Consider the following 24,625-nt stretch of genomic DNA (forward strand, 5'->3'; position numbering starts at 1 on the left):
CTCCCTCAGGCTTTATCGATTCAAAGCCATCACGTTGTCATTTTTCAGGCGCCGCTTGAAGGCGCGCCGTCATTGTGACCGAACCTAAGATGTCGAGGCGTCTTTTTCAAACACCAATATGTCGCGCTCGTTAACGGAAAGCGTGACGTCACGCAATCCTGTCGGCAACAGATCGGCCCGAATGCGGGCCCGTACCGTCCGCTCCGACTGCGGCACGGCGAGTTCCAGCAACTCGACGACGCCCAGGAAGCGTCGAGACAGGATGCGCGCCGGGATGTCGCCGCCCTCCGGCTTCAACTGAACACCGGAGAGCCGCACCGCCACGCTCAAGGGCTGCCCCTCCTTGTATTCCCCGGCAGGCACGTCACCGAGCGGCGTTTCGACGCGGCCGCCGCGCACACGCGCATCGAACACGTTGATCTCGGAGAAGAACCCGGCGGCAAACAGATTGCAGGGCTTGCGATAGAGCTCGTCGGCGGTGCCGACCTGAACGAGGCAGCCATCCTTCAGGAGCGCTATACGGTCGGCCATGCGCATGGCCTCTTCCGCGTCATGGGTGACGACGATCGCCGTCGCCCGCGTTTCGCGGAGGATCGCCAGCGTATCGGCACGAATGGAATCCTTCAGGCGGGAATCGAGACCGGAGAAAGGCTCGTCCATCAACAGCACCGCCGGCCGCGGGGCGAGCGCCCGCGCGAGCGCCACCCGTTGCTGCTCGCCGCCTGAAAGCACATGCGGGTAACGATCTGCGTAATGAAACAGCCCCACGCGATCGAGCGCCGCATCGGCCTGGATCAAAGCCTCCTTCTTCGGCAGGTCGTTCAAGCCGAAGCAGACATTGTCGCGAATGGTCATGTGCGGGAAGAGCGCGAAATCCTGGAACATCAGCCCGACGCCACGCCTTTCCGGCGGCAGGAAGACGGAGGGACCGGATATTTCCTGCCCGTTCAGCAGAAGCCGGCCGCCGGTCTGCATCTCGATGCCGGCCGCGATCCGCAGCAAGGTTGTCTTGCCGGACCCGGAGGGGCCGAGCAGGCACAGCACTTCGCCGGCCTCGGCAGTCAGCGAGACGTTCTTGATCGTGTCCTTCGAGTGATAGCGGTGGCTGATGTTTTCGAATGCGAGGCTCGCCGCAAAGGACACACCCTGGCGTCTCGTCGTCGCAACGGCGCCGTTGAGCGTGTCTGAACCCATACCCGCATTCCTTGACCGAAGGCCTTCCGGAGGGATAGCGGCCTTAAAGCCGATAGCCCAACTCAGGATTCCTAATCGTCCCCTTCAGCCTTCGGAGTCAAGAGGCCCAGTTCCTCGAGGTCCATCTGGGTGATGGGATCCTCATTGTCGGAAAGTTCGTCCTCACCGACAGGGACCGGGATATGCAGGTTGGAGGGAACCCGACCGGACAGGAGACCGGCGCCCTTCAATTCCTCGATGCCCGGGAGGTCGCGGATTTCTTCCAGCCCGAAGTGATCGAGGAAATCCCGCGTCGTTCCGAATGTGACCGGCCGCCCCGGCGTGCGTCTTCGGCCGCGAAACCGCACCCAGCCCGCCTCCATCAGCACATCGAGCGTGCCCTTGGAAGTCTGAACGCCGCGGATGTCCTCGATCTCCGCACGCGTCACCGGCTGGTGATAGGCGATGATGGCCAGGACTTCGAGCGCGGCGCGCGAGAGCTTCTTGATCTCCTGCTCGTCAGTTTGCACGACGAAGGAGAGATCGGCCGCGGTGCGGAACGCCCAGTGGTCGGCGACCTGAACGAGATTGACGCCGCGGCTCGCATAGGACGCTTTCAGCCGTGCCATGACACGGCCGACATCGACGCCACGGGGTATTCGGCTGGCAATATAGCTCTCGGAAATTGGCTGCGCCGATGCGAAGACGAGCGCTTCGGCGATCCGCTCCGCCTCCTCCGCCAGCCCTGGATCGATGAACACCTCGAGGTCGTCCTCGTCATCGGGTAGTCCGGGCAGGTATTTTTGCGCCTCAGCCACGCGCTGCCTCCATTTCCGCCAGGGTCGCGGCATCGATCGGCTTCGGCCCGCGCCTTAAATAGATCGGCGCGAAAGCGGCTTCCTGCCGGATTTCCAACCGTCCCTCCCGCACCAGCTCGAGCGACGCGGCAAAAGAACTCGCGATTGCGGTTGCGCGCTCCTTCGGGCCCGTCATGTAGCGGATGAGGAAATGGTCGAGCGCGGTCCAGTCTTCGAGGCTGCCGACCATCCTGGCGAGGATGAGGCGCGCATCGGCAAGCGACCAGACATGGCGCTTCTCGATCGTCACCTGGGTTATCGCCTGCCGTTGGCGGAGCGTAGCGTAGGCCGTCAGCAAGTCGTAGAGCGAAGCGTCGTAGCCGGACTTTCGTTCCGATACGAGGTGCTCAGGTGCACCGCGTCCGAAGACGTCTCGGCCCAGCCTGTTGCGGTTGACCAGCCGCGTCGCGGCATCGCGCATCGCCTCGAGGCGCTTCAGGCGGAAAGCAAGGGCGGACGCCATTTCCTCGCCCGAGGGGCCCTCGTCCTTCGATTGCTGGGGGATCAGCAGGCGCGACTTCAGATAGGCAAGCCATGCCGCCATGACGAGATAATCGGCGGCAAGCTCGATGCGGATGGAGCGCGCCCGCTCGATGAAGGCGATATACTGCTCGGCAAGCGCCAGAACGGAGATTCGCGAAAGATCGACGCGCTGGCTGCGGGCGAGATGGAGAAGCAGGTCGAGCGGACCCTCGAAGCCACCAATGTCGACGACGAGCTCTTCCTCGTGCAAGCCGCGATCGGCAGACTCGTCCTGCCACAAAGGCTCCATCGGCGCCTTTGCCACAGGTTGTCCCTGCCTTTCGTCAGACCCCATCGACCCCATGCCCTTTCGACGCGGCGGCGCCGCGTTTCCCAAATAGAGCGCCCACCTTCATGCGAAGCCGCAAAAAAACGCTCTACAATTTTGAATCTAGAGCATCTTTTCTGCCTTCTGCCTGTCCACCCGAAAGCAGAATGCCCTAGACGAGCGAGAACATCGCATTGAACTCCGCTCGCAATATGTCTTCGTCCGAACCGTCAGGCTGCCGGAAGGCGGCCTCGGCCGCCTTCCCGCGGCGCAGCCGGTCGCCCGAGAGAACCGGCACGACATCGGCGACGGCTTTCATTTCTTCCATAATGCCGTGGCAATGCAAGACGAGATCGAGGCCTGCGTCGACAATCCCTCGCGCGCGGGTGGTCATATCCCCAGCAAGGGCGTTCATGGAAACGTCGTCGGACATCAACAGGCCGTCGAAGCCGATATAGCCGCGGATGATCTCCCGCACGACCTTGGAAGAGGTGGTTGCCGGATTGTCGGGGTCGATCGCCGTGAACACCATATGCGCCGACATCGCCATCACCTCGTCCCTCATGGCGGCGAAAGGCTGGAAATCGACACGCTTCAGTTCGTCCAACGAGGCGTCGACCACCGGCAGGTTGTGGTGCGAATCCACGAAGGTGCGGCCATGGCCCGGCATGTGCTTCATCACCGGCAGCATGCCGCCCGCTTTCAGGCCTTCGCCGACGGCACGGCCGATCGCCGTCACAATCGCCGCATCGTGGCCATAGGCGCGGTTGCCGATGACGTCATGGCTGCCGGGCACCGGCACGTCGAGAACCGGCAGGCAGTCGACCGTGATGCCGAGCCGCATGAGATCGAAGGCATGCAGACGGCCGAGCAGCCACGCGGCACGCAGCCCCATTTCAACGTCGCGCCGGTAGATCTCGCCGATGGCTGCACCGCTCGGATATTGCTGCGCGAGCGGCGGGCGAATGCGCTGGACGCGGCCGCCCTCCTGGTCGATGAGGACCGGTGCTTTCGGATTGCCGACGCTGTCGCGCAGGGCCGCGACGAGATCGCAGATCTGATCTTTCTCGCCGATGTTGCGACCGAAGAGAATGAAGCCCCAAGGGCGCTCGCCGGCGAAGAAGCTGCGCTCTTCTGCCGTGAGGGAAAGGCCTTTGCAGCCCGAGATGAATGCCTTTGATTCGCTCATATGCCGATCATAATGGCCCGCGACCGAACCGCGAAGCCGCAAAGCGTCTGCCGGCGCCTCCATGCACAGGCAAGCGCATCGCGCGTAACGAAACGGGCACGGCATTGCTGCCGCGCCCGCCTAATTTCTTTCAAGCCTTCGCGGCTACTTCGTCACGAGGCAGCTTCCGCCGGCGCTCTTGTAGCGCGAGCAAAGGGCATTGGCCTCTTCCCGCGAACCAGCCGGTATCCTGACGCGGTAATAGGTACCCTTGCCGGCAATCTCCGCCTTGCGAATATCCACTCCGCGGCCGCCGATGACGCTCGCGAACTTGGCCGAGAGATTGTTGTAGCTCTTCTGCGCCTCGGCCTCGGAGGGCAGCGAGGCAATCTGGACGACGTAGCTGCCGGCCGGAACGGACGCGGTCGCGAGCGGCGCGGCGGGCTGTGCAGCCGCCGTTTCCGTGGCCGGCTTAGCTTCCGGCGCTGCAGCCGCAGGGGCTTCTGCGGCGGGTTTCGCCGATGGGGTCGGCTCGCTGCCGACGGCCGTCGTCTTGACGCTGCGGACGGGCGCGACCTCGTTCCCGGCCGGCTCACTCGGTGCCGCAAGCGCGACCTTCCCGGCCGGCGCGGCAGGTTCTTCGGCGGTGCGCAGCTCGGCTGCGGCCACCGCGACCGCTGCCTTGCCCTCAGACCCGGAGGCGCCCGCCTCCGCCGAAGCATCGGCGGGAATGGGCTGAGCAGCAGCCGTAGCCGCGCTGGCGCTTTCGGTCGGCTCGTCACGGGGAACGAGCGTGCCGTCCGGCTTGACGATCATGGTCCGCACCTTGCGCGGCGCCACAGCCGGGGCAGCTTCCTCTTCGGCAGCGGCATTGTCCGCAGATGCATCAGGCGTCAGACGCGCGACTTCTTCCTCTTCCGGCGGAGATACGCCAGGCAAGGCGTCCCCGTTTTCACTGCCTTCAAGCGGCAGGGATTCCGGCGTCAGCGTTCTCTGCACCACGTCCATCGGTTCTTCCGTCGAGGAGACCAGAGCCTCCTGGCGCGGAGCGGTGCCCTGGTCGCCGGCCACCCGGTCGTAGACCGCTTTGTCCTGGTTCGGCACGGTCTTGCCGCCCTTCTGTTCCGGGACGATCTTGACCGGGTCCTTGTCGGCTAGGATGATCCTGGGGCCGTCGCCCGACAGGACAGCACTGCTTCCGCCCATCCAGGCGTAGACGGCGGCGCCGCCGAGGATGATGACACCGGCCACGCTTGCAGCCAGCAGCATCGTGCGCTGCGAGCGGCGGCCATAGCCCTGTTCGGCGAAATCTTCGCTCTCGGCCCGCGGCATCGCCGCCAGCCGCTCGGCGTCCTGCGCGGCGCTGCGGCGCTCCGACATGGAACGCTGGAAGTCCTCTTCCATCGCCTTCTCGAATTCCTCGAAGTCGTCGAGCGACGCGAGCGGCGCGCCGCCATTGCCCGCCGATCCGGCGCGCGCTGCGGGCGCGGCGTCGGCCTGGCTCGAGCGTCCGCTCTTTGCGGCCGGCGCCGGCGTATTGAAGAGCTGTGCCATTTCCGCGTCGATATCGAGGTCGAAATCGCCAGGATAGGAAACCGGTTTCTCTTCGGCTTCCAGCGACGGAAGCTGCGGGACATCGAGATCGGCGATCGGCGCGACGCCGCTTTCCATCTCACCGATCATGGCGGGATCGAAAGGCAGCGGACTTTCCGATGACGTTTCTACGGCCTCGGCAACCCCGGGGGCTTGATCCACTGCTGGCACCGGCGCCTGTTCGCGACGCAGTTCCGGCGCGCTCACCGGAGCAAGTGCCTGCAGGAACGGCTGAGCCGCCGGCCCCACCAGCGCAGGATGCCCTGCGACCGGAGGCGCTTCGGCAACTGCCTTCGGCGCGTTCACCGGAGCAAGCGCCTGCAGGAACGGCTGAGCCTCCGGCTCCACCAGCGCAGGATGTCCCACGGCCGGAGGCGCTTCCGCAGCTGCCTTCGGCGCGTCGTCTTTCAACAGATCCATGTCCAGCGCAATGTCGGCGAGTTCCAGCTCGAAATCATCGAGATCGAAGCTCGGCTCGGACTCGGCCTGCGGCGCTACGTTTTGCGCGAACTCCGCTTCCCGCACGGCGGGCGCCTCAGGGGCGACGGCCGGAGCCGGCGCCTGCACGGCGGCAGGCGCCGGGATCGGAGTGGCGTAGGCGCGCTGCTGAGATGCACCGGCTGCCGACGCGACGGGCGTCGCGCGGCTGAACATCGGCGTAAAGGGGTAAGTGTTCTTCTTTGCGACAGGCGCGGAAACAGCGGGCGCCGGCTGCGCGGCAACCGATGCGGCCGCAACGGCTGCAGCCGGGACGATCGGCATTATCGGAAAGCGCTCCGCATCGGCGAGCAGCCGATCCACGGGCTCGGGAGCCGCCGGTTCGGGCGGCAGGGCCGGCGACACATGCGCAGCAACCGCCTCGGTGACCGCTGCCTCCTGCGGCTGTTCGGGCTCCGCCATATCCAAGTAAACCGGTTCCGCGATATGGGCGCGTTCGGCAGCCTTGCCGGCCGCAGCGAGCCTGGAGGCAAGCGGCTCCTGCCAGTCTTCGAATACCGGGAGGTCCGGGGTCTCGGGCTGCTGGACCGGCTGCATGCCGTCGCCAACGGGCGCGGCCTCGGCCGACAGATCTTCATAGCCGAGCGACAGTTCGAGTTCGCGTTCCAGATCGACGGCGGAATCGACGTCCTGCGTCACAAAGACATCCGCCTCGCGATCGCTCGGCACCTGATCTTCTTCTGGAGAAAACGCTACCGGCTCGCCGGAGAGTTCTGCAGCGCGTTCTACGGCCGGCGCCGACGGCTCCATGAGCGGCGCTTGGCTTTCCGGCTCTCGGCTTTCCAGTACAGGCTCAGGCGAGCCCGCCGCAGTCGCGGCCGGATGCTCGACAAGCCCGCTATCGGGGTGGACCGGTGCCGCGCGCGGGGCGTCATAGCTGTCGAATGCGCGCAGCAGCTCGTCTTCGAGATCGAAGGCCGGATCGCGCCGGATCGTCTCCTGGTGTCGCTGCAACTCCTGCAGTTGCTGAACTGCTGGCCGAGCATCGTAACCGACAATGCGGGCAAGTTCGCTCAACGGATCATCATCGGCCAATTTGTCGAATTCTGCCGGCCCGCTTCGTGCGAATTGTTTGTCTGCCATAGTTTCCACTCACAACTGCCTGCGTTGAATTGCCAGCGCATTGTGGGGAAATGGTGACACTACTTACCGCATCTCTTCCGGCGCCGAGGTGCCCGTAACGGACAGACCCGACCTCAATACCGAGGCGACAGCATGCACCAGCCCGAGTCTGGCAATGCTTAATTCTCTGTTCTTATCGTTAACAAAACGTAATTCCGGATTTTCTTTACCTTTGTTCCAGAGAGCGTGGAAGGCTGCAGCAAGATCATACAGGTAAAAAGCGATTCGATGAGGCTCCTGCGAGAGTGCTGCGGCCTCGACGACGCGAGGATATTCTGCGAGCTTGGCGACGAGCTGCAATTCGGCAGGATCGACGATCGCTCCGATAACTGCACCGGCAAGATCGATCGAGGGCAAGTCGAGATCCGGGAAAGCTTCTTTCGCCTGGCGGAACACCGAGCAGCAGCGTGCATGCGCATACTGAACGTAAAAGACCGGGTTGTCCTTCGACTGTTCCGTCACCTTAGCAAAGTCGAAGTCTAGCGGCTCCGAATTCTTCCGGTAGAGCATCATGAACCGGACCGGATCCCGGCCGACTTCATCGACCACGTCCCGCAGCGTCACGAAGTCGCCCGAGCGCTTCGACATCTTCACCGGCTCGCCGTTCCGGTAAAGCTTGACCAGCTGGCACAGCAATACAGTCAGCTTTGCCGTGCCATCGGATATCGCCCGCGCCAAGGCTTCCAGGCGCTTGACGTAGCCGCCGTGGTCGGCCCCGAGGACGTAGATCATCTCGTGGAAGCCTCGGTCGAACTTGTCCTTGAAATAAGCAACGTCGGCGGCGAAGTAAGTATAGCTGCCGTCCGACTTGATGAGCGGCCTGTCGATGTCGTCGCCCACTTCGGTGGAACGGAACAGCGTCTGCTCCCGGTCCTCCCAATCCTCGGGCAATTGGCCCTTCGGCGGCGGCAGCGTGCCCTTGTAGACATGTCCCTTGAAGGTCAGGTCGTTGATCGCGGTGCGAATCCGCGCTGCGCCATTGTCGTGCAGCATCCGTTCGGAGAAGAAGACGTCGTGGTTGACGTTGAGCGCGGCCAGGTCCTCACGGATCATCGCCATCATCGCGTCGATGACGCGCTCCTTGACGAGCGGCATCCACTTGTCTTCCGGCATGATCCTGAGGCTCGTGCCGAATTCGTCGGCAAGCGCCTCGCCGACCTGTACGAGGTAATCGCCGGGGTAAAGCCCCGGCGGTATCTCGCCGATCTCTTCGCCGAGCGCCTGCCGGTAGCGCAGAAAGGCCGAGCGGGCGAGCACGTCGATCTGCGAGCCGGCGTCGTTGATGTAGTATTCCTTGGTGACGTCGTAGCCGGCGAAGGCGAGAAGGTTCGCCAGGGCATCGCCGACGACGGCGCCGCGGCAATGGCCGACATGCATCGGCCCGGTCGGGTTCGCCGAAACATATTCGACGTTCACCTTCCGCCCGGCACCGATAGTGCTGCGTCCGAAATCCGTGCCCGCCCGCACCATCGCCGAAAGAAGCTTCTGCCAATAGGAGACCGACAACCGGACATTGATGAACCCGGGCCCGGCAACGGACACGTCGGCGACCTCCGGATCCTGGCGCAACTTGTCGACGATGAGATCGGCAAGGGCGCGCGGGTTCGTGCCCAGCGACTTTGCGAGGACCATTGCCGCGTTCGTCGCCACGTCACCGTGGCTGAGGTCACGCGGCGGCTCCACATTGACCCGTCCAAAATCGATCTCTGATCGCTTTTCACGAACGATATCAAGCGATTCCAGAATGTTTTTAACTCTTGATTCGAAGTCTGTGAAAAGGTTCATCTGATCCATCCGCTCTTTCCCAGTCCACCTGGAGAATGGCGCAAAACTCAAAAAGGAGGCCGGGTCCGTAGGAACCTGCAGCCTCCGCGCGGCGCGTCACTACCGCAAATCCGGCGTGTGGTCAAACAAGCGCCGATGCACGCTGATCGCGAAGGTATCGGTCATGCCGGCGAGATAGTCTCCCACATGGCGCGCGCGGGCCGGCTCGGCCATCCCGGCGATCTGGTCGATCCAGTAGTGTTCCTTCATCAACAGCGGGTCGGCCATGAACGCCCGATAGAGATCGGTGACGATCGATGCCGCCGCCTGCCGCACGCGCATCACCTCCGGGTGGCGATAGATGCGTGTCATCAGCAGGTTCTTGATCTGCCGGTCGGTCTCGCTCATCTCCTCGGAGAACATGGCGATAACCCTGCCGGCCTTGCGCACGTCGCTCGCGCTCTCGGGTCGAACTTCGCGCAGACGCGCCTGGGCGACGCCGATGACGTCCTCGACCATTGCGGTGATCTGCCGGCGCATGATCTCGTGGGTGAAGCGGCCATCGTCCAGGCCGGGATAGCGGTCGTGCACGTCGCGCATCAGGCGGGCAAGGAACGGCACCTCCTCCAGCATGTCGAGCGTCAAGTACCCTGCTCGCAATCCATCGTCGATGTCATGGGTATTATAGGCGATATCGTCGGCGATTGCTGCGACCTGGGCTTCGAGGCTTGCGAAACTTGCCAATTCGAGATCATGGACGGCGCAATAATCCAGGATCGGCTGCGGCACCGGTCCGCGGATGCCCTCGCCTTCCGGCGTCATCAGCGGGCCATTGTGCTTGACCAGTCCTTCGAGGCTCTCCCAGGTGAGATTCAGGCCGTCGAATTCCGCGTAGCGGCGCTCGAGCTTGGTGACGATGCGTAGCGACTGCGCATTGTGGTCGAAGCCGCCATAGCGTTTCAGCACCTCGTGCAGCGCATCCTCGCCGGTATGGCCGAAGGGCGTATGGCCGAAATCATGGACCAGCGCCACCCCCTCGGCCAGGTCCTCGTCGAGCTTCAAGGCCCGAGCCAGGGCGCGGGCGATCTGCGCGACTTCGATCGTGTGCGTCAGCCGGGTGCGGTAGTGATCGCCGTCGGCGGCAATGAACACTTGGGTCTTGTGCTTCAGGCGACGGAAGGCGGTGGTGTGGACGATGCGGTCGCGGTCGCGTTGAAAATCGGAACGCGTCGGACTCGAAGCTTCGGGATAGAGCCGGCCGCGTGATGCCCAGGGATTGGAAGCAAAGATCGCGTGCTCACCATAACCGAAGCCGAGCGCCTGTCTGTCGAATGCCATTTCACACCTGTGATGCCGTCCCATTGACGGGACATTCAAGCCTTCATACCTATAGTATGCGTTGCAGGAAAGCGACGAGGGAATAGCTGATCAATCACCGCTGATCCCCGTGGCTTGCTTCTCGAGCCCAGCAATTGTAGCGCCAGGTTGCAGACGAATCTCTCCGGTTCTTGACCCCGGCAGGAGGCCAGACATGATGCAGGATACAGTGACGCTTTCGGATGCGGCAGCCCGGCGCATCGCCGCCATACTCCAGACCGAGCATGACAAGACGGCAATGCGCGTCTCCGTCGAAGGCGGCGGCTGTTCAGGCTTTTCCTACAAGTTCGACTTGGTGGACAAGGAAAACGACGACGACCTGGTTCTCGAGAAGGGCAATGCGAAAGTGCTGATCGACAGCCTCTCGCTGGTCTATATGGGCGGTTCGGAAATCGACTTCGTCGACAACCTGCTCGGCCAGTCCTTCCAGATCAAGAATCCGAATGCCGTTGCAAGTTGCGGCTGCGGAACAAGCTTCTCCGTCTAGCCTCTTTTCCGATTGCCTCTACAGATAGGGTGAGCCCAGCCAGAGCAGGCGGTTCGCAAGCCGGTTGAGCATGGGCTCGGCTTCAAGGCTCGCGAGCGTCACCTCGGCGGCCATCTCGCGCACAGCGCAGAATTTCTCGCTGATCGCCTGCGCAAAGGCGTCATCGAGAATCTCGAGGTCGAATTCGAAATTCAGCCGCAGCGAGCGCGGATCGAGATTGCTCGATCCGACATAGGCCCAATGGCCGTCGACGACGATCAATTTCGAATGGTTGAAGCTTCCCTTCGCCCGCCACACGCGACAATGGCCTTCGAGCACCTGGTCGAATTGCGCCGTCATGGCGCGGTCCACAAGCGTCAGATTGTTGACCGCCGGCACGATGATGTCGACTTCGACGCCTCGTCGCGCAGCCGTCACCAGCGCGCTGATGAGCTCCCTATCCGGCAGGAAATAGGGCGACATCACCCGGATGTGCCGACGCGCGATCGAGAAGGCGCCCATCAGCATCTTGTGGTTGGTCTCATTGGTACTGTCGGGTCCCGAGGGCACGGCGCGCATCAGCACCGACGGCACATCGCCCCGCTCCTCCAGATCCGCCAGCCGCCAGGCTTCGCCCGACAGCAGCTCTCCGCTCGAGAATTGCCAGTCTTCGGCCGCCACCTGGAAGATGTCAGCGACGATCGGCCCGGCGACGCGGAAATGCGTGTCGTAGGAAGCGGCGATCCCGGCGACCTCGGCGGTGAAGCCGGCGCGGATGTTCATGCCGCCGGTGAAGGCGATCCCGCCGTCGACGACGACAATCTTCCGGTGGGTCCTGAGATTGGCATAGGGCAGCCGCAGGCCCATGATGATGTTGCCGTTGAAGACGGCGGTCGTGACGCCTCCCTCCTGGAGATAGCCGACGATGCTCGGCACCGAATAGCGGGCACCGACCGCGTCGATCAGGACCCGCACGCTGACGCCGCGCTTGACCGCGGCGATCAGCGCATCGGCAAAGCGAAGCCCGATCTGATCGCGATCGAAGATATAGCTTTCGAAGAGGATGCTGCGGCGAGCGCCGGCGATCGCCTCGAGCATCGCCCCATAGACCTCGTCGCCGCCTTCGAGCGTGGTGATGTGGTTGCCGGTCGACATGGAGAAACGCGACACGCGGTCGCCAAGGATCTTCATGGCCGCGAATCGCTGCCCGAATCGAACCGCAACATTCTCATCCGTGACGTCGGAACCGAGAAACGGGTCCGGGCCGCTCGTGCGCAGCAGCGAGCGCTGCAGGCCGATCGAGGAACGACGAATGCGGTTGATGCCGGCGACCGCATAGATGGCTGCGCCGATGACCGGCGAGAGGAGAACGACGCCGACCCAGCCGGCGGCGGCGCGGACATCGTCTTTCGTCATGGCCGCATGGATGATCGCCGGCACCCCCAGCGCGAAGGACAGGAGCGCCAGGAAATGCGGCCAATAATTCTCGATGAACGCGATCATGCGCGGGACTATAGACGGACCGAATGAGGAATCAATTCCGCCACCGACGGCTGCATTTCCTTCAGCGAACGCGCAAAGGAAATGGGCCTCCTTAGCGGCAATCCCGCCTCTCGCTGGAGATTTGTCAAAAGAAACCGCAGCCGCTAAAACGACTCGGCGCCAATGCGAGACCACAAAAGAAAGGCAGATGCGGCCCATGAAGATCGCCACCTGGAACATCAACGGCGTCAAGGCGCGGTTCGACGGTCTCGTTTCCTGGCTCAAGGCATCAAACCCGGACATCGCCTGCCTGCAGGAGATCAAGTCGGTCGACGATGCCTTCCCGCGGGAGGAGATCGAGGCGCTCGGCTACCACATCGAAACCCACGGCCAGAAAGGCTTCAACGGCGTGGCGCTGCTTTCCAAGCTGCGGCCGGACGAAGTCAACCGCGGTCTGCCCGGCGACGATTCCGACGAGCAGTCACGTTTCATCGAGGGCGTCTTTTCCGTTGCAGGCGGATCGATTCGCGTCTGCTGCCTCTATCTGCCGAATGGCAATCCGGTCGGCACGGAGAAATATCCCTACAAGCTCGGATGGATGCAGCGGCTCACGTCCTTCGCCAAGGAGAGGCTGCTGCTCGAAGAGCCGCTGATCCTCGCCGGCGACTACAACGTCATTCCCGAGGCCCACGATTGCTGGGACGTGAATGTGTGGCGCAACGACGCGCTGTTCCTGCCCGAGACACGTTCGGCCTTCCGGCGGCTGCGCAATCTCGGCCTCACCGACGCCGTACGCGCGACGACGGATGAAGTGCCGCTCTATTCCTTCTGGGACTATCAGGCCGGCTGCTGGCAGAAGAATTTCGGCATCCGCATCGACCACCTGATGCTGTCGCCCGAGGCCGCCGACAAGCTGGTTTCGACATCGATCGAAAAGCATGTCCGCGCCTGGGAAAAGCCGTCCGACCACGTGCCTGTGGCTGCCGAATTTGCTTTTTGACACTGCAGCGCCGGGCTTCCCGTCCGAAGCCTCATTCCTGTGCTTGTCACAGGAATCCAGCCAGCCCAAGTCTTTGGGCTGAAAAGTCTCTTCCGCGACGCGGACGCGCCGCTGCTGGATCCTGCGATCTAAGAAGGCATGCGACAGCTGGAACTACAGGTCCGGCCCGGCCCGCCTATTCGTCGGCCTGCGGATGCATGTTCTGGGCCATGGCGATCGCGACGCGGCGGTCGTCCTCGGTCGCAAGCGAGAACGCCTGCTCCTGCATGGACTGGAGCCACGGCCTGTCCTTCGGCGAACACTGGTCGAGCGCCGCCGTCATATAGGCGAGGCCGCGCACCGTCTGGCCTTCCTGGAAGATGACGTTTCCGAAGACACCCATGGCACCGGCATGGCCGTTCTTGCGCGCCCGGTTCAGCCATTTCTTGGCCTGCTGAACATTGACGGTGCCGCCCTCGCCCGAAAGCAGCATCCGCGCCAACTGGAACTGCGCTTCGGCGATGCCGAAGGTCGATGCCGCCTGGAAATAGAGCTGCCGCGCCTGCGGCAGGTCCGCCTGGACCGGACTGTCCGGAATGCCGCGGCGGTAATAGCCGGCAAGTGCGATCAGCGCGTTGACGAAATAGCCGGTGTCCTCGGAACCGGGCTCGACGCCTTGCTGGGCGATCTCGCTGTAGATCTTGAACGCTTCGAGATCGTTCTCGGCGACCCCGTCGCCATAGGCATACATGTTGGCAAGCGCCCAGCGCGACCCCGTGTGGCCCTTTTCGGCGGCATAGCGGTAAGCTTCGACCGCCTCGTCCTTGCGACCGCTCTTGTAGGCGGAGAAGCCGAACTTGAAGAGTGCGAACGGACCCGATTCCTTCGTCACGCCCGCGGAGGGATCGAAGGCCCGCGCCGGTCCTGCAGCGGTGGCGCCAACCGCCAGGGACATGCCCAGCACCGCCATTTTCAGCGACTTTAGTTCACCCGCGCGCATCACAATCAGCTTCTTCCGTCCCAGCCGGCTACGCCGACCCAATCACCACGCACATCGACCAGTCCCAGGCCCCGTGCCGCTTTAGCGTTCTGCCCTATCAACGCGCCCGTCGACTCGTTCGGTTGCCGCGCGCGTCAGCGCCGTCGCGATCGATATCGGCCCGACCACGCGCCAAGCGCCAATTGCTAAGGGATGTCATGGCGGCACACAAACTCAGTTCACCTCAAACGCAAACACAGCACTCGCACGTTTGTCGCCATTATCGCTGCTCCCATTTTGTGGCGGGAAATGGACATACTCGACACGGGGCGGATACTAGCAAAGCATAGTAATAAATGTGTTGCTGAATCGTCACATTCGCGATTGCTTATAAGCAGTGGCCGAAGTGATCGCTTCTCACAAAAGAAAGGCCCGGCAGAACCGGGCCTTGAGACGCTGATCGATGGAGATCAGAACCTGACTTTTAGCGATGTGGAGATCGCGCCGACGAAGTCGTTGTCGAATGAGTATGTCGCTTCGTTGCCGTAGGTCGTTCCCTGATAGGTCGTAGGGCCTGACTCCCCGCTGGTCAGGATACCGACGATGCCGGCAAGCCGCAGTTCGACGTTCTGCGTTGGGGAATACGTAACAGCCGTGCCGAGCGTCCAAGTGTCCGTCTGCGTACCAATCCCGGTGCTCGTTCCGCGGTCCCAGGCCACGCTGACCGCGCCGCTCCATTGATCGTTGAACTTGTGGCCGATGCCCCCGGTGATCGTCCAACCGTCCTGATAGAGCAGATCGAGGCTTGTGCACGGAAGCGGAGATCCCGTTGCTGGGCAAAAGTTGAGGACTTGGAGTTGACTCCAGTCGGTCCACTTGACTGAGCCAAACGCCAGCCATCCGGGAGCAATACCAGTCTGCACCTTGAGTTCCAACGAATCCGGCATCGAGGCAGAACCGGAAACGTCATACTTGACGCCGATCGGCGCAAACTGACGCAGATCGATTGTACCGGATAGGTCATCCAGATCGACTGCGCTGTTGTAGACTAGGCTGGCGCGCATTGCGTATTCAGGAATTTCATACGCCACCCCAGTTCGCCAACCCCACCCGGAACCCTCCAAGTCCAGCCGACCGATGGCACCAGGCGCGACGAGCCGCTCTTTAAAGCCGCCAACCTCCTGATAGAACGCACCGCCGATCAAACGGACAAAGCCCGGACCCATATCCCATTTGTAAGAACAGGTGGCCGCGTAGTTATCACTTTCGACCTTGGTCTCGATATTGTCGTTGGCGCCCATCCAGTTCCTGCCAGGGTTGGTATGGGCGCCCCAAGGCTGGGAGTAGTCCGCCATACAGTCAACGCTGTCACCCAAACCAGCCTTTACGCCCACGCGGGGCGCCCAATAACTCTCTGTATCCTGAACGCTGGTGCTGCCGCCGCCTATGCCGTCTGACCCGACACCATTGCCCGGCCTGATATCCTCCACGTCCTTCAGCTCGCGTTGCGGGTTGACATAAGTCGCAGTCGCTTCCGCCGCGTACTCTGATGGGTCGAACAAGAGATCGATATTGTAACCGCTGCGCTCCAGCCCCCCAGCCTGCGCAGCCGACGCGACGAGCACTCCGGCGACCGCTGCGAGAATGCTCTTCTTCAGTTTATTTCGAGCCATTCAGCTCCTCCCCTGCATTTCAATCAATGCGGCGTTTGACCTCGCGCCGCCGCACTTGGGCTGACTATTCGTCACGATGCCGTGATTGGCAATTCGCGGTCGGAGGGCTAAAGCCGACGAATTCAGTCATCAAATTTACGTAAGAGTTTCATGATTCGGCCATATTCCGGGGAACAAAAAAATTATTACTCACCACCAGTATGATCTTCGCTCATAATAGAAATTTTTTCCAACAATCCAGCAGTGTGTGACGTCACGACAACAACATTGCTTTTTGCAAAACAACCCGCCGGCTGTCCGCGAGAAAACGCCGCTACAAAACCCGCGCGTGTAATTCGGAGCTTGATCGACCAGCGGGGAAATTGATTCGAAGTTGCCTCGATACGAAAAAGTCCGCTGCATTTCTGCCGCGGACTCTCATATCCAAGCTGGCACTGGATTAACCCGCTTCCGACACGCGGCTTAGTGCAACGCCGAGCGAGTCCTTCTGCAGGTTGAGTTCGGCCAAGCGTTCCCGCTCCGCTTCGACCAATTCCGGCTTCGCATTGGCGACGAATTTTTCGTTGGCCAACTTGCCGAGGATCCTCTCGCGCTCGGACTCGACCTTGGCAATTGCCTTCTCGAGGCGCAATTTTTCTGCCGCCAGATCGACGAGGCTGCCGAGCGGCAGGCAGGCCGTCGCCTCGCCGATCACGATCTGTGCGCTGCCACGCGGCGCCACCGCCGCGTGCTCGATGCTCTCCACCCGCGCCAACCGCTTGATCGCCGGGCCGTTCCGGTCGAGCCGCTCGCTCGTCAAACCCTTGGCGCCGACGACGACCAGCGGCGCCATTGCGGCCGGCGGGACGTTCATTTCCGCCCGGACCGAACGAATGCCGGAGACGAGATCGATCAGCCAATTGATTTCGTCCGCGGCGAGATCATCCGCGTAGAAGGCCGCCGGCCATTCAGCGTGGCAGAGCAGAGTCGCGCGATCGCGCCCCGGACCGCCGGTCTTTTCCCAAAGCTCCTCCGTCATGAAGGGCATGAACGGATGCAAGAGCTTGTAGGTCTCGTCCAGAACGTAGGCGACGCAGGCCTGCGATTCGCGCTTGGCGGTCTCGTCCTCGCCGCCGAAGACCGGCTTCAAAAGTTCGAGATACCAGTCGCAGAACTGGTTCCATATGAAGCGATAGAGGCTCCCCGCCGCGTCGTTGAAGCGATATCCCTCGATCGCCTCGGTGACATCGCGGATCGTGCGCGAAAGCTCGGTCAGGATCCAGCGGTTGACAGTCAGCGAGGCCGCTTCCGGAATGAAGCCCTCGCTGCTCGTGGCGCCGTTCATCTCGGCAAAACGCGTGGCGTTCCAGAGCTTGGTGCCGAAGTTGCGATAGCCGGCGATGCGGGCCGGATCGAGCTTCACGTCGCGCCCCTGGGCCGCCATGATCGCCAGCGTGAAGCGCAGCGCATCGGCGCCGTACTCGTCGATCAGTTCGAGCGGGTCGATGACGTTGCCCTTCGACTTCGACATCTTCTGCCCGTTCTTGTCGCGAACCAGCGCGTGGACATAGACGGTGTGGAACGGCTCGACCGGCGTGCCGTCGGCGTCCTTCATGAAATGCAGGCCCATCATCATCATCCGAGCGACCCAGAAGAAGATGATGTCGAAGCCGGTGACCAGGACGTCGGTCTGATAGTATTTTTCGAGCTCCGGCGTCTCACTCGGCCAGCCGAGCGTCGAGAAGGGCCAGAGGGCGGACGAGAACCAGGTGTCGAGCACATCCTCGTCGCGCGTCAGGATTTCGCCCGGTTTGAAGTTTTCAAGCAGGTCCTCGACATAGGCCTTCATAGGTCCTTCATGCGCGATGTAATGCTGAATTGCCGCGTGCAGCGCCTCTTCCTCGGTCTTCTCGACGAAAACCTGGCCGTCCGGACCGTACCAGGCGGGGATCTGGTGGCCCCACCAGAGCTGACGCGAGATGCACCAGGGCTGGATGTTCTCCATCCACTCGAAATAGGTCTTCTCCCAGTTCTTCGGGACGAAGCTCGTGCGGCCTTCCCTGACCGAGGCTATAGCCGGCTTGGCCAGCGTCTTTGCGTCGACATACCATTGTTCGGTAAGGCGCGGCTCGATCGGCACGCCGCCGCGGTCGCCGTGGGGAACCATGTGCTTGTGCGGCTCGATCTTGTCGAGCAGCCCAGCCTCCTCGAAGATCCGAACTATGATGCCTCGAGCCTCGAACCGGTCCTTACCCTCGAGTTGATCCCAGGCGCCATGCAGGGCCGCCGGTTCATCGAGGCCCTCGAGAAAGTCCTCGTTGTTCTTGATGGTGATCCGACCTTCTACGGTCATGATGTTGATCGCTCGAAGTCCCGCGCGCCTGCCGACATCGAAATCGTTGAAATCATGCGCAGGCGTGATCTTAACGGCACCCGTGCCGGCCGTCGGATCGGCATAGCTGTCGGCGACGATCGGGATGCGGCGTCCGACGATGGGCAGGATCACGTGCTTGCCGATCAGCGATTTGTAGCGGGCGTCGTCGGGATTGACCGCGACACCGCTATCGCCGAGCATCGTCTCCGGCCGCGTGGTCGCCACGACCAGGTAGTCCCTCGTTTCCCACTCGGTGGCCCTTCCGTCATCGTCAAACGCGACCGGGTACTCATAGGTCACGCCAGGTTCCAGCGGGTAACGCAGATACCAGAGATGGCCGTTGACCTCATGCTGCTCGACTTCGAGATCCGAAATCGCCGTCAACAACTTCGGGTCCCAATTCACCAACCGCTTATCTCGGTATATGAGGCCCTCCTTATAGAGCGTCACGAAGACTTCGAGGACAGCTTCGGAGAGTCCGTCGTCCATGGTGAAACGCTCGCGCGACCAGTCGCAGGAGGCGCCGAGCCGCTTCAGCTGATTGAAAATCAATCCGCCAGATTCGGCTTTCCATTCCCAGACCTTGTCGATGAAGGCCTCACGTCCCATCTGCCGACGATGCTGTTGGCTCTCCATCAGCTTCCGCTCGACGACCATCTGCGTGGCAATGCCGGCATGGTCCATGCCCGGCTGCCAGAGGACATCCTTGCCGCGCATGCGCTCGAAGCGGACCATGATGTCCTGGAGCGTGTTGTTGAGCGCATGGCCCATGTGCAGGGAGCCGGTGACGTTCGGCGGCGGAATCACGATGCAGAAGGTTTCGGAGTCCGGCTTTGCGCCGGCGCCGGCACGAAACGCGTTTTCATCGTCCCACGTCTTGGCGATACGCGGATCGACGGATGCAGAATCGTAGGTCTTGTCGAGCATTCTTTGACCGATTTTCGAGAGTGATGTCAGGGTTTGTAAACCGGAACGGCCCGTCCAAGTCAACACAAACGGGGAAAAAGCCGCGACGATCACGGCTTTGACCTGTCAACTCAAGGATGTCCGCCAGCAGCTTTTCTGAAACGGCTCGATGCACCGGAAGGCGCAGAAGCGGTTCCGTCGCCTCCTAGGCGCTCCGCAACGGTTTTAGCGCCGGGGACCGCGCGCGACCCGTTCGATCTCCTCGCGCACCAATCGCTCGACCAGCGTCGGCAAATTGTCGTCGAGCCATTCCTGCAGCATTGGCCGGAGCATCGCCTCGGCGATCTCGTCGAAAGACCGCCGCGGTCCGTGGTCCACCGCGTGGGCCAGATCTTCAAAAGCACGCGCCACCTGTCGGCCGACGGAGGGCGATACGATCGCCCCGGCCTCCTTGTCGCCTCTCTGGGCCACCTCCGGAGCGGAGGAGTGGGCCGGCGCCGGCGGGACGGCCGCCATCGCCTCGGGCTCTTCGGCAAGGCTGTGCGGCGACGCGCTTTCGGGCAGCTGCTCGGTAGCGGCCGAGGGCGCTTTCGAAAACGACACAGCCGCCATCCGTGATGTGATCAGCGGGCTGTCCACTGCCGATTTTTCCGGCGGACTTCTTTCTGCCAGACTGGGCTGCTCGGGGATCGGGGCCTCCTTGGCAGCGTAATGCGACGCATGCCGTTCGGAGGCCGCACGCACGCGCGCGGCGACGTCGGCAAGCGAAAGGGGCGACGAAGCGGATGCCGTTGCCGCCCCCGCGCCGCCATTGGCCGGCTCGGCGTCCGACAGGGAGATGCGCGACGGAAGGTGGTGTTCGGACGAAGCGAATGCCGCAGCATCGATTTCGGAGTCGATCGTCAGCTCGATCTCGTCGTCCGGGCCGTCCTCGAAGGTTTGCGGTACAGAGGCGCCGGCCAGACCAGGCTCGTTGTTCTCGATGATCTTGCGAATGGATGCCAGGATCTCATCCATCGAAGGTTCTCGTGCGACATTGAGCTGTGCCATTTCAATCCTCGTTTGCTGCGGACAGGCGCGTCTCAGAAGCGGTCCGCGTGCCGATTTCGAACGAACCTTATGTGAGTTCGCGAACGAAACAAATGTCGCGAATCAGCTGAGGAAATTCTTGCACAGATTTGTTTTTTGAAGGAGGTGCAAAGGTTGCGAAAGCAAATGGCGCGCCGATGGTCGCCCACGGCACGCCATACTACTTTGCGGCATCAGCCCTTTCCTTGGCCCGAAGGCGGTTTAAGGAGAACGATGCGGCGGAAACTTTAGCGTCCGTCAACGGTACGCAGGCCGAACCACTTGTCCTTGACGGCTTCGTAGTGCTGTTCCGGACGGTACTCGGCGACTTGCAGGCCTTGAACCGCGACCGTCAGCTTGCCCATGGCGGCAAGCAGGGCGTAGCTCGCCACGACGGCATCGCGCTGGGCGGCGGCAAGCGATTCCTGCGCATCCAGAACGTCCTGCTGCGCATCGAGCACGTCGAGCGTGGTGCGCTGGCCGACCTTGCGTTCTTCGATGACACCTTCCAGAGCGAGATTCGCGGCCGAGATCTGCGACCTGCTGGCGGTGATCCGGGCAAGCGCGGATTCGAGCTGCGCATGGGCGGAGACAACCGTCTGCTGCACCGAGGCGCGGGCGGAGTCGACGAGGATGCGCTGCTGGCCAAGAACTTCCTTGGCCTGGCGAATCTGGCCGTATTCGGCGCCACCCTGGTAGATTGGCACCTCGAGACGGGCGGTGACGCTCGCGGTTGTATCGTCAATGCCGTCGCCTGAATTGCCGGTGTTGCGTGTGACCGACCCCTGAAGAACGACACCCGGCAGCATCGTGCCCTCGGCCGACTTCACCTGGAAGCCCGCCGAATCGACATTGTACTGCGCTGCGAGGATCTGCGGGTTCTCCCGTAAGCCGGTGGCAACCGCCTGATCCAGAGATCTCGGCATGCCCTTCGTTGCGGGACGGGGCTGACGGATACCCGTCGGGGCGGCGCCTACGATCTGAACATAGACCGCTTCGCTCTGCTTCAATTGGGCAACCGCAGCGACGAGCAGCGACTGCGCGTTGGCGAGTTCGGCTTCCGCCTGGCTCACGTCGGTCCGAGTGCCCTCGCCCACATCGAGGCGAGCCTGGGCGGCATTCAACTGTTCGCGGAGGAAGGCGAGGTTCTGACGGCGGATGGAGACGATCTGCTGGTCGCGGGCGATATTCGCATAGGACTGGGCAGCCGACAGAAGAATCTGGATCTCGTTGGCCTTCAGCGTTTCTCGCCCAGAGAACACATCCGACTGCGCCGCCCTGACGTTGTTCAAGGTCTGAAATCCGTCAAAGATCGTCTGCGTGATTGAAATTCCGACTTGCCCGTCATGAAAGTTACGAGTTCCGTCCTCTCTTTCGAGGCGCGTCAGCGTTCCGGTTGCAGAGGCAGAAACCTGCGGGCGGTAACCGGACTTGGCGATCGGAACGCCCTCATCGGTGGCTCGCAGGCCGGCGCGCGCCGCATTGAGATCCGGATTGTTCGCATAGGCCTTGGCCATTGCCCCGAAGATCGTCTCAGCGAGCACGGCGTGCGGCGCAAGCAATACACTGGTCGAGACAGCCGCCCACAAGGCTGCTTTGCGGACAATCGACACCATCTTCCCTCCGTTCAGCCGGGCGGCACGCACCCGGCAATTTCCAGCAGACCAAATCCCCATGGGCGGCCTGTTCAATCCCCATGCGGCAATCCGCCCTGCCGCCCCTCGGCGGGCAAATCACCACATCGTTCCACTTTGAACCCCGGATTCGACCTTACGACAACCGTACACTGCATGCGAGGGGGGCATTTCAAAAAGAAACACATGACACGTTGCCGATTGGCAACATTGCAGATTTCAGCAAAAGATGTGCGTGCTGAGACGCCTCAATAAGTGGCACCTCAGAAAATAAAGGACCGCTCGCGATTGAACCCAGGCAGCGGCTTTACGGACGTATTGAAATCGGATCGCTCGGAAGTCCTGCCCGATTCTCGCACATAGAGTTTCGCACGCGATGCGTTACCAAACCCTTCCACGGCGACCAGTCGGCCGCCGTCGCGAAGCTGCTCAAAAAGGGAAGCGGGAATCGTTTCGACCGCACCATTGATGAAGATCACGTCATAGGGCGCTTCGGCAGCATACCCCTTGCTAAGATCGCCGCCCACGACCTTGACACTGCCATAGCCGAGCCGCGCCAGCGTCTCAGTCGCTGCGGCCGCCAACGCCTCGTCGCTCTCCAGCGCCACGACCGAGCCGGCGATCAGCGACAGCAGCGAGGAAGCATAGCCCGTCCCGGAACCGATCTCGAGCACCTTGTCGGCTTTGGTGATCTGGGCGAGCTGCAGCAGCTTTGCCAGCGGAGACGGCTCCATGAGGTAGCGCGGGGTGGCGCCGCCGACGAGCTCGATATCCATGTCGATATAGGCGAGTTCCTTCATCTTCGCCGGCACGAATTCCTCGCGCGGCACGGAGAGGAAGGCAGTCAGAACCGAATGGGAGGTCACATCCGTCGTCCGGATCTGATTGTCCACCATCTTAATGCGCGCTGCTTCGAAGTTCATGATACTGCCTCGTGTGCGAATGGGCGCGGCGCCGCCATCCCGGAACCCCGCGCGATCTATCCAGGCTGCGTGAGAGCCTCTTGCCTAAGCTCATAATTCGCCGCACCGCCGGTTTCAAGCGACCGCGGCATTCGGCCCGCAAAAAGGAAAGCCGCCGGCGCGACGGCCGGCGGCTCGAATGCGATTGGTTGGCGCGTTCAGTGCGACGGGGATCGTCAACGTCCGGGAGCGGCCTCGAGCCCGACAAGGGCGATCTTCCCGTAGCCTGCTCCCTGTATAAGGTTCATGACGCTCATGAGCTCGCCATAGTCGACGAGCCGGTCGGCGCGAAGCAGAACGCGGGTTTCCCTGTTTCCCTTGGCGATTCGATCGAGCTCCGCCACGAAGGCGTCACGTGCCGTCTCCTCATTGCCGATCGCCAGCGAGAGATCCGCCTTCAAGGTCACGAACACCGGCTTGTCGTCACGCGGCGTCGGCGTGGCGACCGATTGCGGCAAGTCTACCTTCATGTCGACCGTCGCCAGCGGCGCAGCCACCATGAAAATGATCAGGAGAACCAGCATCACGTCGATGAACGGTGTAACGTTGATCTCGCTGTTCTCGTCGAGGTCGCCGCTGCCTTCGGATATCCGTCCCGCCATGTCCGCTCACCCGATCCTGGCAATCGACGCATCGGCACCATGGCCGTAGCCGTCCTGCCGGCGCGGCTGCGGCTGCGGCTTGCGGATGTGGCGGTGATCGAGATCGCGGCTCACCAGCCGTTCCACCGCGGCGGCGGCATCCGCCAGGATGAGCTTGTATCCGCCGACCGAGCGGGCGAAGTAGTTGTAGATCACCACTGCCGGAATGGCAGCGACAAGCCCGATGGCGGTCGCCAGCAGAGCTTCGGCGATGCCTGGCGCGACAATTGCCAGATTGGTCGTCTGCGCCTTGCTGATGCCGATGAAGGAATTCATGATCCCCCAGACCGTGCCGAACAGACCCACGAAGGGACCGACAGAGCCGATCGAAGCCAGAACGCCGGTGCCTGCGCTCATCCTCTTGCCGGCGCGGATTTCGATGCGGGAGAGCAGCGAGGCGACGCGCTCCTTGACGCCTGCCGCCGGCGCTTGATCCAGGACCGCTTCGGAACGGGACATCTCATCGACGGCGGCGGCGATCATTTCGCCCGCCGCACCTGCCTTGCGGTCAAGCTTCAGCTCTGCCAGACCGTTTGCGGCCATCAACGCCCGAACCGCGCGGTTCATCCGCGCCTTCGCAAAGGCCAGTTCCAGGGTCTTCACGAAGAAAATCGCCCAAGTCGCCACCGAGGCCAGGGCAAGCGCGATCATCACGCTTTTGACGACCACGTCAGCGGCGAGGAACATACCGACCGGCGACAGGTCGTGCGGAAGATTTGGCGCGCCTCCGGCGGCGACCGCGTCACCTTCGGCCGGCGCTGGCGTAGTTACGGGGACCGGGCTGCTTCCAGCCTCTTCCGGCAGCGGGGCAACGGTCTGCTCCCCGACCGGCGCCGATGGTGCTGTCTGGGCTACGCCCATGCATGGGCCGGACAGGAAAATGGCAAGTGTCGCCGCCAGCAACATGGTCTGGGTCGGCCGGCTCCGATTCGACATCTCGTTCCTCACTATTTCGTGCGCTTCCGATCGACGTCGGCGCTTCGGGCAATCGAGGTCGCTGGCCGAAGGCGCCAGGATTCCTCGCCGGCACGGTCTTTACGCAATGCCGGTCCGGATGACAAGAATACTGGAGTAGAATAATCAGGAATAATCGAGAGGCAACGCCAAACGGCGCTGCAGACCCTCGTCTCTTGGGCTCAG

Annotated in this window: 18 protein-coding genes; 2 read left to right on the forward strand and 16 right to left on the reverse strand. The window is 62.5% G+C overall.

All coding sequences use genetic code 11. The features are described from left to right. Window positions 1–84: 84 nt before the first annotated feature. From CO656_RS19505 to CO656_RS19535, 7 genes are all read right to left on the reverse strand, one after another. Window positions 85–1,194 (reverse strand): ABC transporter ATP-binding protein, encoded by a 1,110-nt coding sequence (locus CO656_RS19505; RefSeq protein WP_037422892.1) that lies wholly within the window; start codon window positions 1,192–1,194, stop codon window positions 85–87. A 71-nt stretch (window positions 1,195–1,265) separates the two neighbouring features. Beyond that, window positions 1,266–1,991: an SMC-Scp complex subunit ScpB gene (scpB, locus tag CO656_RS19510; RefSeq protein WP_037384524.1), complete on the reverse strand. Its 726-nt coding sequence runs from the start codon at window positions 1,989–1,991 to the stop codon at window positions 1,266–1,268. After that, window positions 1,984–2,847: a ScpA family protein gene (locus tag CO656_RS19515; RefSeq protein WP_179864798.1), complete on the reverse strand. Its 864-nt coding sequence runs from the start codon at window positions 2,845–2,847 to the stop codon at window positions 1,984–1,986. The genes scpB and CO656_RS19515 overlap by 8 nt, the downstream gene beginning before the upstream one ends. Window positions 2,848–2,992: 145 nt before the next feature. Beyond that, window positions 2,993–4,009 (reverse strand): beta-N-acetylhexosaminidase, encoded by a 1,017-nt coding sequence (gene nagZ / locus CO656_RS19520; RefSeq protein ID WP_097526884.1) that lies wholly within the window; start codon window positions 4,007–4,009, stop codon window positions 2,993–2,995. Between the two features lie 144 nt (window positions 4,010–4,153). After that, a complete protein-coding gene (locus CO656_RS19525; RefSeq protein WP_097526814.1) occupies window positions 4,154–7,162 on the reverse strand; it encodes an SPOR domain-containing protein in 3,009 nt (1,002 codons plus the stop codon). A 63-nt stretch (window positions 7,163–7,225) separates the two neighbouring features. Continuing rightward, entirely contained in the window at window positions 7,226–8,986 is a 1,761-nt protein-coding gene (gene argS, locus CO656_RS19530) for an arginine--tRNA ligase (RefSeq protein WP_097526885.1), read from the reverse strand. A gap of 99 nt (window positions 8,987–9,085) precedes the next feature. Then, complete coding sequence (locus CO656_RS19535) at window positions 9,086–10,303, reverse strand: deoxyguanosinetriphosphate triphosphohydrolase (protein WP_097526815.1); 1,218 nt, start codon at window positions 10,301–10,303, stop codon at window positions 9,086–9,088. Between the two features lie 193 nt (window positions 10,304–10,496). On the opposite strand from CO656_RS19535, the gene erpA reads away from it, so the two are divergent. Then, entirely contained in the window at window positions 10,497–10,829 is a 333-nt protein-coding gene (gene erpA, locus CO656_RS19540; RefSeq protein ID WP_037384536.1) for an iron-sulfur cluster insertion protein ErpA, read from the forward strand. Window positions 10,830–10,847: 18 nt separating this feature from the next. Here erpA and CO656_RS19545 read toward each other — a convergent pair whose 3' ends face one another. Then, window positions 10,848–12,311 (reverse strand): phosphatidylserine/phosphatidylglycerophosphate/cardiolipin synthase family protein, encoded by a 1,464-nt coding sequence (locus CO656_RS19545; RefSeq protein WP_097526816.1) that lies wholly within the window; start codon window positions 12,309–12,311, stop codon window positions 10,848–10,850. Window positions 12,312–12,507: 196 nt separating this feature from the next. Here CO656_RS19545 and xth point away from each other — a divergent pair, with 196 nt between their 5' ends. Further along, on the forward strand, window positions 12,508–13,290 hold the full coding sequence (gene xth, locus CO656_RS19550) for an exodeoxyribonuclease III (RefSeq protein ID WP_097526817.1): 783 nt from the start codon (window positions 12,508–12,510) through the stop codon (window positions 13,288–13,290). Window positions 13,291–13,465: 175 nt separating this feature from the next. On the opposite strand, the gene exoR is transcribed toward xth, so the two are convergent. From exoR to exbB, 8 genes are all read right to left on the reverse strand, one after another. Further along, window positions 13,466–14,269 (reverse strand): exopolysaccharide production regulator ExoR, encoded by an 804-nt coding sequence (exoR, locus tag CO656_RS19555; protein ID WP_037422955.1) that lies wholly within the window; start codon window positions 14,267–14,269, stop codon window positions 13,466–13,468. Window positions 14,270–14,718: 449 nt separating this feature from the next. Next, entirely contained in the window at window positions 14,719–15,921 is a 1,203-nt protein-coding gene (locus CO656_RS19560) for an OmpP1/FadL family transporter (RefSeq protein ID WP_097526818.1), read from the reverse strand. A 439-nt stretch (window positions 15,922–16,360) separates the two neighbouring features. After that, window positions 16,361–19,201 carry a valine--tRNA ligase gene (locus CO656_RS19565; protein WP_097526819.1) on the reverse strand — a complete coding sequence of 947 codons (2,841 nt, stop codon included), beginning with the start codon at window positions 19,199–19,201 and terminating at the stop codon, window positions 16,361–16,363. 204 nt (window positions 19,202–19,405) lie between these two features. Next, the gene (locus CO656_RS19570) at window positions 19,406–20,230 is read right to left on the reverse strand and encodes a PopZ family protein (RefSeq protein ID WP_097526820.1); all 825 of its coding nucleotides are present in this window, start codon (window positions 20,228–20,230) and stop codon (window positions 19,406–19,408) included. A gap of 266 nt (window positions 20,231–20,496) precedes the next feature. Further along, the gene (gene tolC / locus CO656_RS19575; protein ID WP_097526821.1) at window positions 20,497–21,864 is read right to left on the reverse strand and encodes an outer membrane channel protein TolC; all 1,368 of its coding nucleotides are present in this window, start codon (window positions 21,862–21,864) and stop codon (window positions 20,497–20,499) included. Between the two features lie 281 nt (window positions 21,865–22,145). Continuing rightward, on the reverse strand, window positions 22,146–22,805 hold the full coding sequence (locus CO656_RS19580) for a protein-L-isoaspartate O-methyltransferase (RefSeq protein WP_097526822.1): 660 nt from the start codon (window positions 22,803–22,805) through the stop codon (window positions 22,146–22,148). Between the two features lie 215 nt (window positions 22,806–23,020). After that, the gene (gene exbD / locus CO656_RS19585) at window positions 23,021–23,446 is read right to left on the reverse strand and encodes a TonB system transport protein ExbD (protein WP_097526823.1); all 426 of its coding nucleotides are present in this window, start codon (window positions 23,444–23,446) and stop codon (window positions 23,021–23,023) included. A 6-nt stretch (window positions 23,447–23,452) separates the two neighbouring features. Continuing rightward, window positions 23,453–24,421: a tonB-system energizer ExbB gene (exbB, locus tag CO656_RS19590; protein WP_097526824.1), complete on the reverse strand. Its 969-nt coding sequence runs from the start codon at window positions 24,419–24,421 to the stop codon at window positions 23,453–23,455. Window positions 24,422–24,625 lie beyond the last annotated feature (204 nt).

The sequence above is a fragment of the Sinorhizobium sp. FG01 genome (assembly GCF_002531875.1).
Taxonomy (GTDB): domain Bacteria; phylum Pseudomonadota; class Alphaproteobacteria; order Rhizobiales; family Rhizobiaceae; genus Sinorhizobium; species Sinorhizobium fredii_C.

What these genes read in the sequence shown, in the direction of transcription:
- CO656_RS19525 (WP_097526814.1), bottom strand. Translation starts at nt 7,162, where the DNA reads ATGGCAGACAAACAATTCGCACGAAGCGGGCCGGCAGAATTCGACAAA.
- exbD (WP_097526823.1), bottom strand. Translation starts at nt 23,446, where the DNA reads ATGGCGGGACGGATATCCGAAGGCAGCGGCGACCTCGACGAGAACAGC.
- exoR (WP_037422955.1), bottom strand. Translation starts at nt 14,269, where the DNA reads ATGCGCGCGGGTGAACTAAAGTCGCTGAAAATGGCGGTGCTGGGCATG.
- xth (WP_097526817.1), top strand. Translation starts at nt 12,508, where the DNA reads ATGAAGATCGCCACCTGGAACATCAACGGCGTCAAGGCGCGGTTCGAC.
- argS (WP_097526885.1), bottom strand. Translation starts at nt 8,986, where the DNA reads ATGAACCTTTTCACAGACTTCGAATCAAGAGTTAAAAACATTCTGGAA.
- tolC (WP_097526821.1), bottom strand. Translation starts at nt 21,864, where the DNA reads ATGGTGTCGATTGTCCGCAAAGCAGCCTTGTGGGCGGCTGTCTCGACC.
- CO656_RS19580 (WP_097526822.1), bottom strand. Translation starts at nt 22,805, where the DNA reads ATGAACTTCGAAGCAGCGCGCATTAAGATGGTGGACAATCAGATCCGG.
- CO656_RS19565 (WP_097526819.1), bottom strand. Translation starts at nt 19,201, where the DNA reads ATGCTCGACAAGACCTACGATTCTGCATCCGTCGATCCGCGTATCGCC.
- erpA (WP_037384536.1), top strand. Translation starts at nt 10,497, where the DNA reads ATGATGCAGGATACAGTGACGCTTTCGGATGCGGCAGCCCGGCGCATC.
- CO656_RS19515 (WP_179864798.1), bottom strand. Translation starts at nt 2,847, where the DNA reads ATGGGGTCTGACGAAAGGCAGGGACAACCTGTGGCAAAGGCGCCGATG.
- CO656_RS19560 (WP_097526818.1), bottom strand. Translation starts at nt 15,921, where the DNA reads ATGGCTCGAAATAAACTGAAGAAGAGCATTCTCGCAGCGGTCGCCGGA.
- CO656_RS19545 (WP_097526816.1), bottom strand. Translation starts at nt 12,311, where the DNA reads ATGATCGCGTTCATCGAGAATTATTGGCCGCATTTCCTGGCGCTCCTG.
- exbB (WP_097526824.1), bottom strand. Translation starts at nt 24,421, where the DNA reads ATGTCGAATCGGAGCCGGCCGACCCAGACCATGTTGCTGGCGGCGACA.
- nagZ (WP_097526884.1), bottom strand. Translation starts at nt 4,009, where the DNA reads ATGAGCGAATCAAAGGCATTCATCTCGGGCTGCAAAGGCCTTTCCCTC.
- CO656_RS19570 (WP_097526820.1), bottom strand. Translation starts at nt 20,230, where the DNA reads ATGGCACAGCTCAATGTCGCACGAGAACCTTCGATGGATGAGATCCTG.
- CO656_RS19505 (WP_037422892.1), bottom strand. Translation starts at nt 1,194, where the DNA reads ATGGGTTCAGACACGCTCAACGGCGCCGTTGCGACGACGAGACGCCAG.
- CO656_RS19535 (WP_097526815.1), bottom strand. Translation starts at nt 10,303, where the DNA reads ATGGCATTCGACAGACAGGCGCTCGGCTTCGGTTATGGTGAGCACGCG.